General features: G+C 54.7%; 13 protein-coding genes. 5 read left to right on the forward strand and 8 right to left on the reverse strand.

Features of this window, described 5'->3' with window-relative positions:
- The 5 genes from ACW8F6_RS14600 to ACW8F6_RS14620 all read right to left on the reverse strand — a co-directional run.
- The coding region (locus tag ACW8F6_RS14600) for a vWA domain-containing protein (protein WP_491576609.1) at positions 1–1316 on the reverse strand (1316 nt) is incomplete at its 3' end.
- Positions 1309–2346: a vWA domain-containing protein gene (locus tag ACW8F6_RS14605; protein ID WP_491576610.1), complete on the reverse strand. Its 1038-nt coding sequence runs from the start codon at positions 2344–2346 to the stop codon at positions 1309–1311. The genes ACW8F6_RS14600 and ACW8F6_RS14605, both read right to left, overlap by 8 nt.
- On the reverse strand, positions 2333–2839 hold the full coding sequence (locus ACW8F6_RS14610) for a DUF4381 domain-containing protein (protein ID WP_491576611.1): 507 nt from the start codon (positions 2837–2839) through the stop codon (positions 2333–2335). Before ACW8F6_RS14610 ends, ACW8F6_RS14605 begins: the two co-directional genes overlap by 14 nt.
- Complete coding sequence (locus tag ACW8F6_RS14615; RefSeq protein ID WP_491576612.1) at positions 2836–3786, reverse strand: DUF58 domain-containing protein; 951 nt, start codon at positions 3784–3786, stop codon at positions 2836–2838. Before ACW8F6_RS14615 ends, ACW8F6_RS14610 begins: the two co-directional genes overlap by 4 nt.
- Positions 3787–3788: 2 nt before the next feature.
- Complete coding sequence (locus tag ACW8F6_RS14620; RefSeq protein WP_491576613.1) at positions 3789–4748, reverse strand: AAA family ATPase; 960 nt, start codon at positions 4746–4748, stop codon at positions 3789–3791.
- A gap of 312 nt (positions 4749–5060) precedes the next feature.
- Here ACW8F6_RS14620 and ACW8F6_RS14625 point away from each other — a divergent pair, with 312 nt between their 5' ends.
- The 3 genes from ACW8F6_RS14625 (at position 5061) to ACW8F6_RS14635 (ending at position 11319) form a co-directional block, all read left to right on the forward strand.
- Positions 5061–9938 carry an NAD-glutamate dehydrogenase gene (locus ACW8F6_RS14625; RefSeq protein ID WP_491576614.1) on the forward strand — a complete coding sequence of 1626 codons (4878 nt, stop codon included), beginning with the start codon at positions 5061–5063 and terminating at the stop codon, positions 9936–9938.
- Between the two features lie 18 nt (positions 9939–9956).
- Positions 9957–10181: a DUF2835 domain-containing protein gene (locus ACW8F6_RS14630; protein ID WP_491576615.1), complete on the forward strand. Its 225-nt coding sequence runs from the start codon at positions 9957–9959 to the stop codon at positions 10179–10181.
- 115 nt (positions 10182–10296) lie between these two features.
- Positions 10297–11319 carry a quinone-dependent dihydroorotate dehydrogenase gene (locus ACW8F6_RS14635; RefSeq protein ID WP_491576616.1) on the forward strand — a complete coding sequence of 341 codons (1023 nt, stop codon included), beginning with the start codon at positions 10297–10299 and terminating at the stop codon, positions 11317–11319.
- A 120-nt stretch (positions 11320–11439) separates the two neighbouring features.
- Here the strand turns inward: ACW8F6_RS14635 and rmf are convergent, their stop codons facing one another.
- The gene (rmf, locus tag ACW8F6_RS14640; RefSeq protein ID WP_491576617.1) at positions 11440–11646 is read right to left on the reverse strand and encodes a ribosome modulation factor; all 207 of its coding nucleotides are present in this window, start codon (positions 11644–11646) and stop codon (positions 11440–11442) included.
- 908 nt (positions 11647–12554) lie between these two features.
- Between rmf and rlmKL the strand changes: the two genes are divergently transcribed.
- Entirely contained in the window at positions 12555–14759 is a 2205-nt protein-coding gene (gene rlmKL / locus ACW8F6_RS14645; RefSeq protein ID WP_491576618.1) for a bifunctional 23S rRNA (guanine(2069)-N(7))-methyltransferase RlmK/23S rRNA (guanine(2445)-N(2))-methyltransferase RlmL, read from the forward strand.
- Between the two features lie 131 nt (positions 14760–14890).
- Here the strand turns inward: rlmKL and ACW8F6_RS14650 are convergent, their stop codons facing one another.
- Positions 14891–16294, reverse strand: a complete 1404-nt coding sequence (locus ACW8F6_RS14650; RefSeq protein WP_491576619.1) for a pyridoxal phosphate-dependent aminotransferase — start codon at positions 16292–16294, stop codon at positions 14891–14893.
- 96 nt (positions 16295–16390) lie between these two features.
- Between ACW8F6_RS14650 and uvrB the strand changes: the two genes are divergently transcribed.
- On the forward strand, positions 16391–18382 hold the full coding sequence (gene uvrB / locus ACW8F6_RS14655; protein ID WP_491576620.1) for an excinuclease ABC subunit UvrB: 1992 nt from the start codon (positions 16391–16393) through the stop codon (positions 18380–18382).
- A gap of 34 nt (positions 18383–18416) precedes the next feature.
- Here the strand turns inward: uvrB and ACW8F6_RS14660 are convergent, their stop codons facing one another.
- The gene (locus ACW8F6_RS14660; protein ID WP_491576621.1) at positions 18417–20828 is read right to left on the reverse strand and encodes a bifunctional serine/threonine-protein kinase/formylglycine-generating enzyme family protein; all 2412 of its coding nucleotides are present in this window, start codon (positions 20826–20828) and stop codon (positions 18417–18419) included.
- Between the last annotated feature and the right edge of the window lie 6 nt (positions 20829–20834).

A 20834-nucleotide genomic window follows, 5' to 3' on the forward strand; every position in this document is an offset into this window, starting at 1 on the left:
TGACCGGCGCGCGCTTGTGCATTGCCCAGATTGTAAAAGTCGTCCGCGGTGGCGTCTGGTGCTTGTGTGATCGGTGTCAATTGATCGATGGCGGCCTGGTATTGTTGTGCGCGGTAGTGGGCAGATGCCTGCCAGCGCGGATCTTTGAAAGCCTGCGCTGCGATTTCCGGGCTATTGTGTTCCAGTGCCTTTTTTCCCCGCTGGTCTGGATTGCGCCACAGCCAATCCCAAAAATCCAATGGGTTTTGCGCGCTATTTTCCGTGGTATTGGCCGCGCTTTGGGCTAACGCCGGTTGGCTGGGTAGGGCGGTTAGGCACATTAGCAAGGGCAGCGCCAGCAGCCACTGTTTTCGAAAGCCATAGGCTGCCAGCGGAAGCATTAACCAAACCAGCCATAGCCCTTCGTCGCGCCAGTGATCGAAATCCCGCTCGACGGTGCGGCCACTGTCCTGCGCTGCTTCAAAGGGCGCTGCTAGAAAGCGAATGTCGTCGTCATTCAATGTGATGTTGCGATAGTGCCCGCCACTGAATGCGGCGACTTCGCGCAGGTATTTGCGCTCATTTTTTACTATCACAATATTGCCGTCGCGATCTTTGGCAAATCCGCGTTCGCCCAGTGGAATGGGCGCGCCAGTTTCGTCGCCCAGGGCGATGATATGCAGTGGGTAGTTGGTCTGCTCCAGCAGTTCGACGAGCGTGTCTTTGGCGTCTTGGGTGATGCCGTCGGTAAATAAAACCAGGCGCCCGGTTTGAATGTGGCCTCGGCGCAAGGTATCAATGGCGAGTTCAATGGCCATCTCTACATTGCTGCCGGTCATGGGCATGACCGCTGGCGTCAGAGCGGGCACCAGATTGCGCAGGGTGCGGGCATCGTCGGTTAAGGGGGCAACCAAGTGAGCCTCGCCCGCGTAGGCAATCAGTGCCTGGAGTCCATCTTGTTGCAGGCTCAGGGCGTCGGTGAGCTTTTGCTGAGCGCGCACGATGCGACTTGGTTTCAGATCTTCGGCCAACATCGAGGGCGACAAATCTAGCAAATAGACGGTGGCGGCCGCACTTTTGGCAATTGGCGTGGGCAGTTTTTGCCAACTGGGGCCCGCCAAAGCGAAAACTGCCAGTAGCCAGCTCAGGGCAAACCATGGCCAGCGAGGAGCACTTGTTGTGGCTTGGTTGGGCTGTAATTTAGCGAGCAGCTCAGGTGCAATAAAACTGGCCCAGGCGCGCGGCTGATTTTCCCGTCGTACCAGCCACAACAACAGCGCCACTAGGGGCGGTATCAGCAACAACCAAGCTGGGCGCAAAAAATGAAACTCAACCATTGTTCGCGCCTCCCTTTAGCACGCGGTGGAGATGGCGGTGAAAACCTTGGGTGAGTAGGTACAACAGCAGACTGAGCGCAAAGGCCAGCGCCAACGGCCAGTGAAACAAGGATTTTTGAGGGCGGAACATTTCGCCGTCCTGCGCGCTGGGTTCGAGCTGGTCTAATAGATGGTAAATGTTTTGTAGTTCGTCGGGGTTGCGCGCGCGAAAATACTGTCCGCCAGTGAGCGTGGCAATGTGGGTTAACGTGGCTTCGTCGAGATCCAGCGAGGGGTTGACGGTGCGTGCGCCTAGCTGGGTTCCCAATAGGCCGGGTACCTGCAGTTGATCGGCACCCAGCCCAATAGTGTAAATTTTCACATTTGCAGCGGCCGCCAGTTCGGCGGCTTGGCGAGGACTCACATTGCCGGCGGTGTTGGCGCCATCGGTCAACAGTATCATCACCCGCGAGGCTTCTGGCCGCGCCCGGAGGCGCTTCACTGCGAGTCCGATGGCGTCACCTATGGCGGTATTTTCCCCGGCAAAACCCAATTGTGCTTCCTGCAATAATTGATTTACGGTCGCGCGATCAAAGGTGAGCGGGGCCTGCAGGTACGCCTGGGTGCCAAATAAAATCAGTCCCAGTCGATCGCCAGTGCGCCGCGCTACAAATTCTTGCACCACGCCTTTCACCGCCTGAAGGCGGTTGATTTGTTGATCTTGGTAAACCATGTCCGGTGTTTTCATTGAACCCGAAATATCAACAGCCAGCAGTAGATCGCGGCCGCTGCTGGGCAGCTCAATTGGGTCGCCCTGCCAGCGCGGTCCGGCTGCAGCCAATAGCAATAGCAGCCAAAGCGCCCAAAGTAACAGGAGTTGGGCGCGCGCCGGGGTATCGGTTGCCCCGGCCTGGGACTGGGCTGCCGCTTGGTGCATGGGGGCGGGAACTAAGAGGGCGGCGCGCTGTTGCGTGGCTTGGGGCAGCAGCCACCGCACCAGCAGTGGCAGTGGCGACAGGAGAAAGGCGAGTGGCCATTCAAACATCAGCACGGTGGACGGCTCCCGGGAAGTGGTTAATCCATTGACGCAGTGGCGGCAGGCACTGGGTTAGGGTTGACGCTGGAAGTAACACCAGGTCGGTGTAGGGTTGCTGCACCAGAAGTGTTTCAGTCCCGGCGTGTAAGGCCTCAGACACATCCTGCTGTTTGACAAAGTCAAACCAGGCCTGACCCGTAAGGCGAGCCGCTTCGCTGTGACCACTGCTGATGGCGACGCGCCTCAGTAACTGATTGACCTGCTGAGCTAGCCGCTGAGGGTCTGCGTGGTGGGCGAAATCGTACTCGTATTGTTCGAGCAATTGCAGCGCTTGGGCTCGAAAGGCCTGGGGCTGGGGTCTAGGTTGTCGACGCAATTGTTGCCAGATTAGAAGTGTCACGATGGCGCAGACTAGGGCAATCAGTAGCCACCAGCCGGGTGCCAGTGGCCAAATAGCAACGTCAGCGGGTAGGTGAATGTCCTTTAGGGGCAACTCGGTGGTATTCATAAAGGCGTGTGGTTATGCGATGAGCGAGTGCGATTGGCGCGGCCAAAGTGTTGCTGAAGCCAGGGAGTTAAGGGCGCGCTGCACTCCAGTTGATGGTAGGCGCAACCCAGTGCTTGCGCCGTTTGCGCGAGCATCTGACTGTGCTGCTGAAAGGCCCGGTTAATCTCCCGGCTGCGGCCAACATCGAGTGAGAGCAGGCGCTGGCCATCGCTCAGGGCGAGCTGGCTGGCAGTAGGTGGATATTGCTCCAGTCGGTCGTACAGGTGCAGCAGCAGGGCGTCATTGTGGCGCCCCAAGAGTGATAGCAGGCGCTTGCAGTCTTCTGTCCAATCTGAAAAATCGCTGATAATAACCAGTGTGCTACCGGGCTTCAGGGCTCTGCGGCATTGGCTGAGCAGCTGAGACAGCGGCAGCTCCCGGCTGTCTGCAATGGGGGACTGGAGCTGGGTGTTGCAGTGGTGGAGCTGGTTAATAAAACTCAGCATGGCGTGCTGCCGGCCCTTAGGGCGTAAATCCACGGCCCCTTGACTGTGCGCAATCATCGCGCCAATGCGATCGCCCGCCAGGCTCGCCGCCCATCCGAGCTGGCAGGCCAAATGAGCCGCAAACACCGACTTAAAGCAAGTTTGACTGCCAAAGAACATGCTGGCGCGCTGATCCACCAGGAAGAATACCGGCTTTTCCCGTTCTTCACTGTAGAGTTTAGTGAAGGGTTTTTGCGCCCTTGCCGTTACGCGCCAATCGATAGTACGCACGTCGTCGCCCGCTTGATAGGGCCGAATTTCGGCAAACTCCATACCCCGCCCCCTAAACTGCGTGCGGCGGCTACCGTGTAATAGACTTTGGCTGCGCGCTTTGGCGGGCAGCCGTAAATCGCGCGCCGCCAATCGCGTGCGCACTAGCGCACTGAGGTCGGTGTAGGGGCCGTTTGGCTGCAGCGTCTCCATGTTTAACTGACGGCGACCACATCTAACAGTTTGTCGATGGCTTGGTCGACGCTAATGCCGCTGGCTTCGGCTTCGTAGGTTAGTATCAGGCGGTGGCGCAGAACATCCGGCGCCAGGGCTTGTACGTCGGCTGGCGTGACAAACTCGCGACCCGCGAGCCAGGCATGGGCGCGGGCCACGCGCTCGAGTGCCAGCGTTGCGCGGGGGCTGGCGCCGTATTCCAGCCATTGCGCCAACTGGCTGTCGTAGCGAGCGGGATTGCGGGTGGCGTCGATCAAATGCACCAAGTAGTCCTCCACGGCTTCGGCCATGTGCAACTGCAGCAGTTCTTTGCGAGCGGCCAGCAAGCTGGCCTGGCTGAGTGCCGTGGGTGGTTCGGACTCTTGGTGTAGGTTTTCGGCGCGTACCAGGCGCAGAATTTCCTTCTCGGCGCTCACGCTCGGGTAGCCGACATTGACATGCAAGAGAAAGCGATCCAATTGCGCTTCGGGCAGGGGGTAGGTGCCTTCCTGCTCGATGGGGTTTTGGGTGGCCATCACTAAGAACAGGTCGGGCAGCGGGTAGGTGTGTTTACCCACGGTGATTTGGCGCTCTGCCATGGCCTCTAACAATGCCGACTGCACTTTGGCGGGCGCCCGGTTAATTTCATCGGCCAATACTAGGTTGTGAAATACCGGTCCCTGCTGAAATTCAAAGCTGGCTGTTTCGGCGCGATAGATGTCGGTGCCGGTGACATCGGCAGGCAGCAGGTCGGGTGTGAATTGTACTCGGTGAAAGCTGCCCTCTATGCCCTTGGCCAGCAACTTGATCGCTTTGGTTTTTGCCAGTCCTGGCGCCCCCTCCACCAGCAGATGACCATCGGCCAATAACGCGATGAGTAGACGATCAATCAGGTCGTTTTGGCCAACAATTTGGTTATTCAACCAGTCTTTCAATAGCTTGACGTGTGCTTGTGTGGTCATAGGTTTGTTGTTCGTTATACCTGTCAAAATGATGGATTACAGTCTCTAGACTTAGCCATAGACAGCGCAATGACGCATTGGTTCTTTTATGTGGGGGCTGAATGCGGTGATACAAGGGCTGGTTTTGGCGTGATTGGTCTATGCTTTGTACAGTTTTGCGGCATAGACTGCCAGTTTTTGCCGTTCCTTTGGAAGGATAGGGCAGGCCCGCTGCGAAGAGATTGCTTGATCGGTTAAACAAGGACGGCAACCCTAAGGGTTTGCCTAAATCGGTGCACAACGGAACGCTTGGCGTTCTTCGGAGATAGACACGTGGATACAAGTTTGGTTGCCGCTGACAACAAACAGGCCTTTTTGGAACAGCTGACAACATTGATTGATGAGCAACTGTCCGGAGCCAAAGCCCAGCAGGTAAAGGCTTTTGCCCTGGAGTACTACGACCAGTTCCCAATCGACGAGCTGGAAGGCCGTAAAATCTCAGATATTTACGGCAGCATATACTGCTGGTGGAACATGATTGCCAGCCGTCCGGCTGCGCCGCAGGCCAAGGTGCGCGTGTACAACCCCACGCTGGATGAAGATCACTGGCTGTGTCCACACACCGTGGTCGCTGTGTTGCAGCGCGACATGCCGTTTCTGGTGGATTCCATTCGCATGGAATTGAACCGTCGCGGTATCGCCGTCCACGGGGTTTACTCTAGTATTCACACCGTCGGCCGAGATGAAGAGCTGAAGCTGACGGAAATTGTACCCCGACACAAAGCCTTGCCTAAAAAGAAAGGTATTGCCTACGGTAAAGAGGCGCTGATCTATTTTGAGATCAATCTGCACACCGATACCGAAGAAATGGCCGAAATAGCCCACAGCCTGCAGGACGTTTTGCAGGATGTCGATGTGGTGGTCAACGACTATAAACCCATGCTGGCGGCGGTGGCGCAGGTAAGCGAGTCTCTGGCCAAGGTGCCCGACAGTGAACATGTGGTTGATTTGGCCGAAAGCTGCGAATTTGTGCGCTGGCTGGCCGACGGCCACTTCACCTTTATGGCCTATTCCGAATACGAGTTTTTCGACAAGGATGGTACGCGCGCCCTGCGGGAAGTGACTGACAAGCGCCTGGGCTTGTTTCGGCGTCACTCCACCGATACCGGTGCCGTGGTGATCGACGACTTTAATCCGGGCATGGCGCGCTTTCACCTAACGCCAAAGGTACTTGCCTTTTCTAAGTCTTCCGTTCGCTCGCGAGTACATCGCCACGCCTATTCAGACTATGTGGTTGTTAAGCGCTACGATGCCTCTGGCAAGGTGAATGGCGAGTGCCGCTTTATGGGCCTATACACCTCGCCAGTCTACACCCTCAGCCCCACAAAAATTCCATTGATACGGCGAAAAATTGAGCAGGTTATCGCTCGCGCCGACCTTGACCCGCAAAGCCATGATTGCAAGGCGCTGAAGCAAACTCTGGAAACTTTTCCGCGCGATGAACTGTTTCAAAGCAGCGGCTCTGAATTGTTTGAAACCACAGTTGGTGTCATGCGCATCAACGAGCGCTACCGGGTAAAGCTGTTCATGCGCCGCGACCCCTACGGTAAATTTGTGAACGCGCTGGTCTATATTCCCCGCGATATCTTTAGTACGGCAATTCGCGTAAAAATCCAGAATTTAATCAGTAAGGCGATCAACGCGAAAGAGTGTGAATTTACGACATATTTTTCAGAATCCATTCTGGCGCGGGCGCATTTGGTATTTCGTGTCGATCCGAACAAGCCTATCGAATACGATGTCCGCAAGTTGCAGGAAAAAATTGTTGATATCACCCGCACCTGGGAAGATCACCTGCATGCAGCCCTGGTAGAAAGTCACGGAGAAGAAAAGGGCGCGCGTTTGTATAAAAGCTACCAGCATGCGTTTTCTAGCGCTTACCGCGAGCACTTTGACGCGCGCGCAGCGGTATTTGATATCGAAACCATGTCGGGTATTGCGGGGCCAGAATCACTGGGCATGAGTTTTTATCAGCCCGTTGGCGTTGAAAAGAACAGCTTTCGATTTAAGGTGTTTCAGCGCAACAGTACACTCGAATTGTCCGATGGTATTCCTGTATTAGAGCGCATGGGAATGCGGGTTATTGGCGAGCATCCTTATCGTATAGACGTTGGTGAAGATCGCTATTGGATGCACGATTTTGAGTTGGTATACGACTTGCCGGCCGATATCGATGTGCAATCGGCGCGCCACCTATTCCAGGAGGCGTTTGCCGCTGTATGGGCCGGTCGAACTGAAAATGACAGTTTTAATCAGTTGGTGCTGGGTGCTTCGCTCGAGTGGCGGGAAGTGGCAATCCTGCGAATTTATGCGCGCTACATGAAACAAACGGTGTTTAATTTTAGCCAGACTTACATTGCCAATACACTGGCCAACCACATGGGTATCACCCGTAACCTGGTGGCTATGTTTCAGGCTAAATTTGATCCGGCGTTGAACGATGGCACCGCCAAATCGATCGAGCGGGTTAAAGCTTTGGAAACGCAAGTGTTGGCGAGTTTGGACAGCGTCGATAATTTGAACGAAGACCGGATTATTCGCCGCTACCTGGATATGCTCAACGGCAGTTTGCGGACCAATTTCTACCAAACTGACGCCGATGGTGAATGCAAAGATTATATTTCGATCAAGTTTAACCCCCGTTCGATTCCCGAAATTCCGGAGCCTCGACCACTCTATGAAATATTCGTTTACTCGCCACGGGTGGAGGGTGTGCATCTTCGCGGCGGCGCAGTGGCGCGCGGTGGCTTGCGCTGGTCCGATCGGCTGCAGGATTACCGAACCGAAGTGCTTGGATTGGTGAAGGCGCAACAAGTTAAGAATGCGGTTATTGTTCCCAACGGCGCGAAGGGCGGCTTTGTATCTAAACAGCGCCCGAAAGGTGGCGATCGCGAGGCGGTGCAAAAAGAGGGAATCGAGTGTTATAAAATTTTTATTCGCGGCTTATTAGATGTCACGGACAACTTAATTGATGGACAAATTGTGCCGCCGCGAGCGGTGGTGCGTCACGATAGCGACGACCCCTATTTGGTGGTGGCTGCCGACAAAGGTACAGCCACTTTTTCAGATATTGCCAACGGTATCTCCAAGGAATACAACCACTGGTTGGGCGATGCCTTTGCGTCTGGCGGCAGCCAGGGTTACGACCACAAGGGCATGGGGATTACGGCTCGTGGTGGCTGGGTAGGCGTCAAGCGGCACTTTATGGAGAAAGGCCTTAACACCCAGACCACCGATTTTACGGTGATTGGCATTGGCGATATGGCCGGTGACGTATTTGGCAACGGCATGTTGATGTCGGAACATATTTGTCTGGTGGCGGGTTTTAACCACCTGCATATTTTTATCGACCCAACGCCTGATTCCGCCAAGTCCTTTAAAGAGCGAAAACGCCTATTTGAACTGCCCCGTAGCAGCTGGACTGACTACGATCAGAAGCTGATTTCTAAAGGCGGTGGTATTTTTGAGCGTTCGGCGAAATCCATTGCCATAACACCTGAGATGAAAAAGGTCTTTGCTATTAAAGAAGACAAACTTACTCCTACAGATTTAATTAACGCGCTGTTAAAGGCGCCTGTGGATTTGATCTGGAATGGCGGAATTGGTACCTACATTAAATCTTCCCAGGAAACGCATGCGCAGGTGGGCGATAAAGCCAATGACGCGCTGCGGGTTAACGGCAAAGATTTACGCTGCAAGGTGTTTGGCGAAGGCGGTAATTTGGGAATGACGCAGCTGGGCAGAATCGAATTCTGTTTAGCCGGTGGCGCCTGTAATACCGACTTTATTGACAACTCTGCCGGCGTAGATTGCTCTGACCATGAAGTGAACGTGAAGATTTTGCTGAATGAAGTGGTATCAAGCGGCAATCTTACCGAAAAGCAACGCAACCTGCTATTGGGTCAAATGACCGAGAACGTGGCCGATTTAGTGTTGCACAACAACTATCGGCAAACCCAGGCGATCAGTATTGCTCAGTTTCAATCTCGCCAACGGGTTGGTGAATACCGTCGCTTTATTAATGCGCTGGAGGCCAGCGGCCGGTTAAACCGCGCCTTGGAGTTTTTACCGCCCGACGATGTGTTGGTGGAGCGTCAATCACAGGGTAAATCGCTAACTCGCCCCGAGTTGTCGGTGCTGGTGTCCTATGCAAAAGTTCAGCTCAAAGAAGAATTGGCCGTGCCGGCCATTACTGAAGATAGTTACATAGCGACGATCGTAGAAACGGCTTTCCCCAGTGAAGTACGCAAGCGCTACAAAGATCAGGTTTATAGCCATAGACTGCGCAGTGAAATTATTGCCACGCAATTGGCCAATGATATGGTCAATATCATGGGCATTAACTTTTGCCAGCGGCAGATGGAGTCTACGGGCAGTAAACCTGCGGAAGTGGCCAAGGCCTACGTCGCAGCGCGCGATATTTATGATCTCGACAGCTTTTGGCGCGATATTGAGGCGCTCGACTACAAGGTGGATGCCCAGCTGCAGTTGGAAATTATGAGCCGGATGATGCGCAGAATTCGCCGGGCTACCCGCTGGTTCCTGCGCAATCGTCGAACCCATTTGGACGTGGCACAGGAGGTGGGCGCATTCCGTGATCCGCTCACGAAGTTGCGTCTTGCGCTGCCAGGCATGATTCGTGGTGAGCCAAAGAAACAGTGGATTGCCGAGTCGAAGCGGTTGATGGCCGCAGGGGTGCCCGAGGATGTGGCTGCGCGGGCGGCAATTCCCATCAATGTCGCGCCCGGCCTCAGTATGGTAGAGGCGGCAGTGCAATCCAAAACCGATATCCTGCGCGTGGCAGAGGTACAGATGTCGGTCAGCGACTTCTTGGGGCTAGACTGGTTTGCCGATGAGATATCCAATGTAAAAGTCGAGAACTACTGGCAATCTATGGCGCGCGAAGCCTTTCTGGATGATTTGGATTCCCAGTTGCGCTGCATTACTGTCTCGCTGATCCGGTCGCTAGAGGCCAAGCAGAGCATTGCCGGCGCGCTCGCGGCTTGGGCCGAAAAGCACAAGGTCCTGGTGGATCGCTGGCGTGGAATGATTGCCGATTTGCGCGGTGCCACGGGTACCGATTACGCGATCTTCTCTGTCGCGTTGCGCGAGTTGCTGGATTTGGCACAGGCCAGTCAGTACAGCCAGTAGCCAGTAGAGGGACGTAACTTGGCGGAAGTTTTCGTCAATCTTGCAATTAGCCGGGAAGAGCTGCTGCGGTTGTACCGCGGCAGTGCTCGAGTGGTGGCTGCGCGCGCCGAAGACGGAAGGCGCGTGCAGTTCCCGGCAGATGCACTGCGGCGGCTGGTCACAGACGAAGGAGTATATGGGCGCTTCGTGATTACCTTCGACAGCCAACACAAGTTGATCAGTGTGGAGCCGGCGGGCGCTTAGATTGCCGCTATGCCAAACCCGCTAAGCCGAGTGAGTACCGCGACATTCAGACGGGTGCACCTGCCTGTGGATTAAAGTATCCTTGCGGCCCTGTTAGTTGATCTGGGACGCCCCTATGTATTCCTTTGCCAAACCATTGCTTTTTGCCTTGAACCCCGAGACGGCTCACCACTTGTCGCTGGATCTGTTGGGGGCCTGTGAGCGTTTAAAGTTGTTGGGGCTAATGGCGCCAAAGGTACACGGACAGCCGACAGAGGTGATGGGCTTGCAGTTTCCCAATACCGTTGGTCTGGCCGCCGGTTTAGACAAAAATGGCGATTATTTCAACGCCTTGGGGCAGTTGGGCTTTGGCCATGTGGAAATTGGCACGATTACGCCCAGGCCACAACCGGGTAATCCAAAACCCCGGTTGTTCCGTTTGCCGGAGCAGCAGGCCATTATTAATCGTATGGGCTTTAACAATAAGGGCGTCGACCACCTGGTTAACCAAGTTAAGCGGCGTCGCTTCGAGGGCGTTCTGGGCATCAATGTGGGTAAAAACTTTGATACCCCGGTGGAACAAGCCCACGAGGACTACAAGATTGCCATGACCAAAGTCTACCCCTATGCAGACTATATAACGGTCAATGTTTCCTCGCCCAATACGCCGGGTTTGCGCTCGCTTCAATATGGCGAGAGTTTGCAACAGCTGCTGGGCGAGGTGAAAGAAACGCAGGGCAGACTGGCTCAAACCGTGGGCAAGTACGTCCCGGTGGCAGTTAAAATTGCCCCGGATTTAACCTCAGAGGAGGTGCAGGCCGTGGCGCAGGCGCTGGTTGCCGCTGAGATGGATGCTGTGATTGCCACCAATACCACCTTATCGCGAGAGCTGGTGCAGGGTTGTGAGCACGCCGATGAGGCGGGTGGTTTGAGTGGCGCACCGGTTCGGGATAGGTCCACAGAAGTTATTCGTCTGCTGAGCAGTGCGCTTGCTGGCCAACTACCTATCATTGGAGTAGGCGGTATCTGTAGTGGCGAAGATGCCGCAGAGAAAATACGCGCAGGGGCGGCGCTGGTGCAAATCTACAGTGGCTTTATTTATCGCGGACCTGAGTTGGTAGGCGAGGCGGTGGATGCCATAGACTCTTTGCCCAAATAGACAAATGCAGCGCTGAGCGCTGCATGCCTGTTCCAAAGAGAGAGGGGTGAATTCTTCTAGCCTGAGATGCACTGGCCTAATTTGAAAAAGCACAGTGCAATTTAAGGATATACGGCCTGGCTATCCTATGTTGCTGAGCTTTTGTGCGCAGGCGGCCATATTGTAACCATTCCAATGATCTTCGCGGGCTTCGCGCCATCCACTCAACCATTCCTGCCGCGCTTCACCTTGCTGGTGGGGGCAGAGGTCCCGAGAGCGGCCTTTAATGGCTGCCATATAACCCTTGTTAAAGGCTAATTCGATCTGGTTACGTTTTTGTCTTTTCATAAATTAAGCACCTTGGCTGTCTATATTTAGATCAAATTCAATACCGATCAGAGCTGCTGCCCTTGGGGCAGTCCTGCAAACCTCGCTAGTTTAATGGGTGGTTGGGAGGGTGAATGGGTGGGGTATATCTCGCATGGGGATCTGGTCGAGGTGTGACTTGAGCAGATTAATCAATGCGTACCCCTGCGTGCTGGCGAGTTGCAATGGAAGGCGCAAACTGCCTGCGCGCGCATTTACGGAATTTGGCATCAGTGATATCAGTGTAGCGTGCATTCGACCTTCTCGCTGATCCAAAATACCGCAGCCCGTGGGCTGTGGAACGAACGCCGGCGGGCGAACCCGCCGGCAGGGGGTAACACAGGCTGACAGCCGGCCTCTCGCCTGCGGCGAAGAGGACTGGCAGACGCTTAGCGCGGGCGCCCTGTGTGCAGCTTTGCACGGGTGCCGAGCGCTGCTGGGCCGCTATTGGTTGAGGGATGCGGCGCCTGCGTTGCCCTTGCCCTAAGCTGCGTTGGCGTTCCCTGCCACAGGTTAGGGGTAGACTATTTTTTGGCCCAGGCGCACTTGCCCAGACCCGTCCTTATACGTAAAGAGGGCAATCCAGCGGTTTAAAGGTGGATTTCATGGCCCCAAGTTTTATTTACCTGCTCGATGCAGGCCAAGCGGGATCTAACCCGTTACAATACCGCCCTTTGTGGGCGGACGATCAGTACACCAAAATGGGCCAGACTTGTGAATGAATTAAATCTTCTATTCCGAGTGATTGTTATGGCCCTTAAGTATATTGCGCTTGCCGCAGGCGGCCCGCGCGTCTGGCTGACCAGCAACGCAAAAAGAGTCAATAAAGTAAGCTTGAGATGGCCTGCAAAGGGCGCAATCGGCACTGAGTTTCCACTGGAACACGATATATGAGTGAATTTGAATTTTTTGCAACCTGCCCGAAGGGCCTTGAGTCGCTGCTGCTCGCCGAGTTGACGGAGCTGGGTGGCCAAAGTGTGCGCGAGACAGTGGCCGGCGTGTATTTTGGTGGCGACTTGGCGCTGGGTTACCGCGCCTGTTTGTGGAGTCGGTTGGCGAACAAAATTCTACTGCCACTCAATCAATTTCCGGTATCCAACGATCAGGAATTGTACGACGGCGTGGCGGCTATTCCCTGGCTCGAGCATATGAGTCCAGCCTCGACCTTTGTTGTAGATTTTTCCGGCACCAGCTTTTCTATTCGCAATACACAGTTTGGCGCCTTGAAAACGAAAGACGCTATTGTGGATGTGTTGAGACAGTCTACCGGCGAGCGCCCCTCTATCGCCAAGCAAAATCCGGATCTACGCATCAACGTGCGCTTGTCGCGCGGTCGAGCTGTGGTCAGTCTGGATTTGTCCGGTGAAAGTTTGCATCGCCGCGGCTATCGGCTGAAGCAGGGCGCTGCACCACTTAAAGAAAACCTAGCAGCAGCGGTCTTGTTGCGCGCCGGTTGGCCCGCTATTGCGGCACGTGGTGGTGCATTGATCGATCCTATGTGTGGCTCGGGTACACTGTTAATTGAAGCGGCGATGATGGCCGGCGATATTGCTCCGGGCTTGCTGCGCCCTAGGTTTGGCTTTGAACGATGGTTGAATCACCAAAACGATGTCTGGCTGAGTCTTAGAGAAGAAGCGCTGGCGCGCAAACGGTCGGGATTGGAGAAGCCCCTGCCTGAAATTCGGGGCTACGACGCCGATGTACACGTGATCCGGGCAGCTGAAGCCAATGTGTTAACCGCGAAATTGGACCATTGGGTTAGGTTGAGTAGAAAAGAACTGAAGGATTTTACCCAGCCAACGCACAAAGTACTGGACGCCGGCATGGTAGTGACCAACCCGCCATATGGCGAGCGGTTGGGCGATGCCGATGCACTTGCCTACCTGTATCGCTATTTAGGTGATCGTATGCGCCAGGCCTTTGGCGGTTGGCAATTGGCCGTGTTTACCGGCAATCCCCAGCTGTGCCACGAACTGGGTATGAAGGCGCATAAAAAATACAAGTTGTACAATGGCACCTTAGAAAGTGAGTTGTTGTTATTTGATGTGCATGCCCGTACAAAAACCGGCCTCGAGGTGCCGTCATCGGGCGAGCAATCGCCCGAGTTGGCTGCGCGGCGAAAGTTTGTACCCCAATCGGTGCAACTTTCTGCGGGTGCAGAAATGTTCGCCAACCGACTCAAGAAAAATCAAAAGCAACTGGCGAAATGGCTTAAGCGGGAAAACATCAGTTGCTATCGGTTGTACGATGCCGACATGCCGGAGTATGCGGTTGCTGTGGATGTGTATGACCAGCACGTGCATGTGCAGGAGTACGCGGCGCCGAGCAGTGTCGATGAGCGCGCTGCGCGCAAGCGGTTTGAAGAAATTAAGGCAGCTATTCCGGTGGCCTTGTCGGTGGACCCAGCGGATATCAGCTATAAACAGCGGCGTCGCAATCAGGGCAATGCCCAGTATGAAAAATTGCAGGTGCGCAATCGTAGGGCGCCGTTTTCCGTACAGGAAGGGCAGGCTAAAATACTCGTTGATCTGTGGCAGTACCTGGATACCGGCCTCTTCTTGGATCACCGGCTATTGCGTTTGAGAATCGCCAAAGAGGCTAAAAACAAGCGTTTCCTCAATCTTTTTTGCTATACAGCCAGCGCCAGTGTACACGCTGCTGTGGCAGGTGCTCGCTACACCGTGAGTGTGGACATGTCGCGCACCTACTTGGATTGGGCGCGCAAAAACTTTGCAGAAAATGGTTTGGGCGAGCAGAAAAACCGATTGGAGCAGGCGGATTGTTTGCAGTGGTTGGCCACGGCGCAAGGTGAGTTTGATCTGATTATGCTGGACCCGCCCAGTTTTTCAAATTCCAAGCGCATGGATGGCGTATTGGATGTGCAGCGCGACCATGTACAGCTCATCGAGCAGGCAATGGGCCTGCTGGCACCTGGTGGCACTTTGTATTTTTCCAACAATTTGCGCACCTTTACATTGGATGACGCGGTGCCAGCGCAATTTAAGGTGGCCAATATTACTGCGGAAACGCTGGATAAAGATTTTCAGCGCAATACAAAAATTCATCAATGTTGGAAAATCACCCACAAAACCTAGTCTATTTCCTGCCTCGGTCTTACTTCTTTTGGGCTATTGGCGCCTTCAAACTGGTTATCGGCGAGCCTCAACGCACGCCCAGCTTTGCCAAGCGTGCTAGCCCGCGGGGCTATAAAGGCAGTGGCGTTGAATTAGCTGAGTCCGCATTCAGTGCGCAGCGCGCGGGCAAAGGCCCGCGTTGCCGCATCGAGCTGCCTGCGCCTGGCGTCGCCACAACCTTCGCTGTAGCAAAAGGATAAGCGCAGCTGGTCTAGCCCGGCCTTGGGGTTTCTGGCGCGGGCATCGCGGGGGTAAAAACTGAAGGTGGGTATGGTGACCACCCCATATTCCGCCACCAACCGTTGAGTGAATGCGGCATCGCATTCTAGTGTGGGGTGGTTCAAGGTAAAAACGGAAAAAAAGCCGGCTCCGGGCCGCGTCCAGTGGAATAAATCCGGTTCGTCGCCGAGAAGTTCGGCAAAATTGTCGAGCAGAATTTGGCGATTTTCACGGTAGACGCGGGTCTTCATTTCGGCAACGGGCCACAGTGAGCTGCGCGGCTGAAAGTTGTCATCTAACAAAAAGGCCTCAAAACCTTTTAACGATTCGGGATTGTGGAGCAAGTAGTCGGCACTGGCTTCTGTTAACAACAGTTGGGTTAAGGGCACGGATTGCCCGCCAGCCAATTGCATTTTTGCTTCGGTGTAGATAAATCCTACACGCGGGCCAGGCAGGCCGATTTTTGATGCCGTAAACAAGTGTACGCAGTGCGCAGGCGCCAGCGAAATAAACGGCCGTGGGCGTGCGTCCTGGGCGTCAAAACTTATATAACTGTAGGGCGCATCTTCTACCAGTAAAATATCTTGAGCCTGAAGCACCTGAATAATGGCCTGGCGCCGCGTTTCAGAAAAAGAAATGCCACCGGGGTTGTGACCGTCCGGGACCGTGTAGTAAAAAGCCACGTCGTAACCGTCTGCGCGGGCTTGCTGAATTTGCTGCGTGAGCGCTTCGCAGTCGGGGCCCTGCTCGTCCATTTCGACACTGTATATGCGGGCCTTTTGATACAGGCCCGCGCGTGCCAAAAAACCGGCATAAGTGGGGGCATCGGTGATGTAGGCGACTTTCTCGCCGGTTCGCTCAAAGAGTGAACACAGCAAATTAATGCCACCGGTTGAGCCAATAGTGGGAATGAGCTGGTCCGGGTCAAGCGCTGCTTGAAAATCGTGGCCGTACACGTGTGCAAAGCGCTCGCGCACGCTGGCGGCACCTTGGGTATCGGTGTAGCTGTATAGGGGCTGTAGTACGGCCGATGTGCCACCGCTTTGCGCCAAGTGTTGAAAATAGGCCTCCTTGTGCGCGATGTAGGGGCTGGGATCAGTCACTTCAGGATGCGGATAGCCAGCACCTAAGTGGTGTAGTTGCAGGCCTTTCGATTTGGCGAGGGCGGCGAGCTTGGGCAGTGCCGCAGCCATTTCCCGGGTGACACTCAAGGGTTGTTGCTGAAGCTTGGGCGTAAACATGGCGGTAACTTCTGAGATTTGACAATCGTCCATCATGCGTAATCGCCCATCAAATCACAAGTAGGTTGCGGGGACACTGGCGGCGGCCTTTGGTAAACTCTGACGCCTTGCTCACAGGACAGGTAAGCCGCCATGAAGCCCTTTGTTGTCAACAGTCCCTTTGCGCCCGCCGGCGATCAGCCAGCCGCGATTAAAGGCTTGGTGGAGGGGTTGAACGCGGGGCTAGCGCATCAGACCCTGCTGGGTGTTACGGGATCGGGTAAAACCTTCACCATCGCGAACGTCATTGCGCAAATGCAGCGGCCCACGATGGTGATGGCGCCCAATAAGACCCTGGCCGCCCAACTTTACGGTGAATTCAAAGAGTTTTTCCCCGACAACGCCGTTGAATATTTCGTGTCTTATTACGATTACTACCAGCCGGAGGCTTATGTGCCTTCGTCGGATACCTTTATTGAAAAGGATGCGTCGATCAATGAGCATATAGAGCAGATGCGGTTGTCGGCCACCAAGGCGCTAATGGAGCGCAAAGACGCCATTGTGGTGGCCACCGTATCTGCCATTTATGGTTTGGGTGATCCCGAGGCCTATTTGAAGATGGTCATTCATTTGGTGCGTGGTGATCGCATTGATCAACGCACGCTCTTGAGGCGTCTAGCTGAGCTGCAATACACGCGCAACGACATGGATTTTCATCGGGCAACCTATCGAGTTCGCGGCGAAATTATTGATATTTATCCTGCAGATTCCGATGCCGATGCCGTACGGGTGGAATTATTTGACGAAGAAATTGAGCAAATTTCACTGTTTGATCCTTTGACGGGTAAAACCCTGCGCAAGGTGCCGCGTTTCACTGTGTATCCTAAATCCCATTACGTGACCCCGCGCGAGCGTATTCTGGAGGCGGTAGAGCAAGTCAAAGTGGATTTAGCCGAACGGCTGCAGCATTTGCGCGAAACCAATCAACTGGTGGCCGCCGAGCGCCTGGAACAGCGCACGCGTTACGACATAGAAATGATGGTAGAGCTTGGGTATTGCAATGGTATCGAAAACTACTCTCGGTATTTGTCCGGCCGAGAGCCGGGGGCTGCACCTCCCACGTTATTTGATTATTTACCGCCAGATGCGCTGTTGGTACTGGACGAATCCCATGTGGGCATTCCACAAATTGGCGGCATGTATCGCGGCGATCGATCGCGCAAGGAAACCTTGGTGGAGTACGGTTTTAGGTTGCCCTCTGCGCTAGACAACCGACCCATGCGCTTTGACGAGTGGGAGCGCTTGGCCCCGCAAATGATCTTTGTTTCCGCAACACCGGGAGACTACGAGCGCGAGCACGCAGGCCAAGTGGTTGAGCAGGTGGTACGCCCCACGGGGCTGGTGGACCCAGAGGTAGAAGTCAGGCCGGCGCAAACCCAGGTGGATGATGCACTGTCGGAAATTCGCGCGCGTGTGGGCGTCGATGAACGCGTGTTGATTACGGTATTGACCAAGCGCATGGCAGAGGATTTGACCGAATATTTGTCGGAGCATGGCGTGCGAGTGCGCTACTTGCATTCGGATATCGATACCGTAGAGCGCGTAGAGATTATTCGCGATCTACGGCTGGGCGAATTTGATGTATTGGTAGGCATTAATTTATTGCGCGAAGGCCTGGATATGCCCGAGGTGTCACTGGTATTGATTATGGACGCCGACAAAGAAGGTTTTTTGCGCTCGGAGCGCTCGCTGATTCAGACCATTGGGCGCGCCGCGCGCAACATCAATGGTAAAGCTGTTTTGTACGCCGATAAAATAACAGGCTCAATGCAGCGCGCGATGGATGAAACAGAGCGCCGCCGCGAGAAGCAGGTGGCACACAACGAAAAACATGGCATTACGCCAAAAGGCGTTAAAAAGTCGGTTGCCGATATTCTGGAAGCCGGTCAGGCGCCCGGTAAGAAAAAGCGCCAGAAGGTGGCCGAAGGCAAATCGCGTTACGAAATTGAGGAACCTGTGCGCGACGTGTGGGCACACATTGCTCAGTTAGAAGAGCAGATGTTTCAGCACGCTAAAAATTTGGAGTTTGAACAGGCGGCGCAATTGCGCGATACCATCACTCGACTCAAGCAGCAGGCAGTGTAGCTGTTGAGCGCAAGGGCGACTAAGTCGCCGTCGTTCAATAGAGTTCGACCACCACGCGAAAGCCCACATCATCGTACCGTTTGCCTGGGAGCTTGCCCTCGCGCGCGTAGCTGGTGATTTCCTTTGCCGAGGATTTCATAGAGCCGCCGCGCACTGTGCGCTTGCCACAATCGGATACAACTACAGCGCTGCCGTCTCTAGGGGCGGATAAGTAGTGATTTTGAAAGCAGTCCTGCACCCATTCTGCCACATTGCCGGCGGTATCGTGAACGCCAAAACCGTTGGCGCTGTAACTGCCAACTGGCGCTGTTTTGGCGACAAAGATGCCTGAGAAATCGCTGTCGCAGCCACTGCGACAATTGGCTTTACCTTTGCTGCTACCGTCCCACCAATAGTCGGATTCGGTGTTGGCGCGGGCGACGTATTCCCATTCGGCCTCGGTAGGCAAGCGGTAGCGCTTGCCCGTGGATCTCGATAGCCAAGCCACGTACTGTTGCGCGTCCTGCCAGCTAACATTCATTACTGGGCGGCTGCCTCGCCCCCAGCGATTGTCATCGGGCAATTGAATGCCGCTGGCTTTGGCAAACTTTTCGTAGTCTGCAAAGGTAATTTCGAAGCGGCTGATTGCAAAAGCTTCGTCGATAGTTACGGTGCGAACGGGCATTGTGACGCTATCGCTTTTGTCGCCCATTTGGTATTGGCCCGGGCCAATAATGACCATTTCTGGCCCCAGGTCGCCGTTAGATAAATCATTTTTAAACAAACTGCCCGGCACCACTTTTTTGCGTAGCACGACTGGATGGTTAATCGATGTGTTGTCGATTTGTACCCATTCCTCGACGTCGTGATAGCCCTCGGCTCTGACTTCTACCAGATAGCGGCCCGCCGGCAGTTCGATGCCGTGACGGTAGCGCTCGCGAATATTCAGTATTCGAATTCGCGCGTCTTCCGGATTGGCTTTAACGGTAAAACTATAGGTCGGCACTGGTTCGGGTTCTGGCTCTGGGTCTGCCATTGCAGTTGCAGCGGGCTCTTCATCCTCGGTGGTTAATGCCGATGTTGGTTCATTCTGTGTGGCAAGGGGTGCAATTACTGCGCTGGGCGTTGGCGTAGCCTGGGGTAGGCTTAGTGGTGCTGGCTGAGAGCGTAACACCGGTTGAGGGGTTTCTACGGCCACTGCTGGCAGCACCACCTTTGCTTTCTCGTCGACCAGTGCCGCACTAAAGTGGGCGGCATTGGTAAGTAGTTGCGGGTAGCGGGCCTCGCCCGGCAGCTCAAAGCGTGCCAATGCCACAGAAAAAGTAAACCATAAAATACCCAGTACCAGTGATATCGACAGCACGCGGGCCAGGCTGAATTTGGGGCGGTGCCCCGAGGCCTGATAAAACGCCGCCTTTTGAATACGCGTTGAAACAACCGTAGAGCGATCGTTTTCTCCGCTGTCGGGTGTGGTGCGCACCTCGGTAACGGTGATGTCCGGACGGCGATAGAAGCCGCGCTTAGGCGACCAGCGCCAGCTGTAAACTTCTTTTGCCAGGGCTTTAACTTGGGACGATATGGCCGCGTAACTGGTGAGCACCAAGGCCTTGAATAGGGTGGCAATGTGCATTGCCGAGGGCTCGGTATTGGACATGTAGCGGGGCCGGCTACCGCTGAGCGTTGCATCCAGTTCGTCTATGGCGAGCACGATCTCCCGTCCCCGCTGGTAGCGGTCATTTGGGTCTTTGGCCAGCAGTTTGTTCAGGAGTTTTTGATACAGCGAATATTGGGGCGGCAACTTCGGAATCGGGGCCGTTAGGTGCTTTATGGCAATGGCGACGGCTTCATCGGCCTTGAAGGGCACAGACCCCGTGAGCATTTCGTAAAACACGATGCCCAGGCTGTAAATGTCGGAGCGGCCGTCAATCGCCTTGCCGCGTGCCTGCTCGGGGCTCATGTAGTGAGGCGTGCCCACTACCATGCCGGCATTGGTCATTTGCGACGAGCTGCTGACGGTTTTGGCAACGCCAAAATCTGATAAAACTGCCGAGCTGTTTTCGCGAAACAGAATATTTTCTGGCTTGATATCCCTGTGGATGTAGCCTTTTTCATGGGCCAGATCCAGTGCCAGAGCCATTTCGCGCATAATGCGCAAAATTTCTGCGGTGCTGAGACCGGTGGCCATTTTATCGTGCACTGAACCGCCCGGCAGGTAGTCCATGGCAATGTAATTGAGATTCTTGTAGCGCCCAATATCGTAAATCGACACGATATTGGGGTGCGACAACTGGCCAACGATGTTGGCTTCGCGCTGAAATCGTTCGCTAAAAATCGGATCTGCATTCAGTGCTGGCGACATAACCTTTAGCGCCACTTCGCGACCAACGCTTAGCTGAATGGCCAGGTAAACGGTGGACATGCCGCCTTGATTAATTTTGCGAATAATACGGTAACCGGGAATTTGCATGTCGTG

The sequence above is a fragment of the Simiduia sp. genome, from assembly GCF_058345725.1.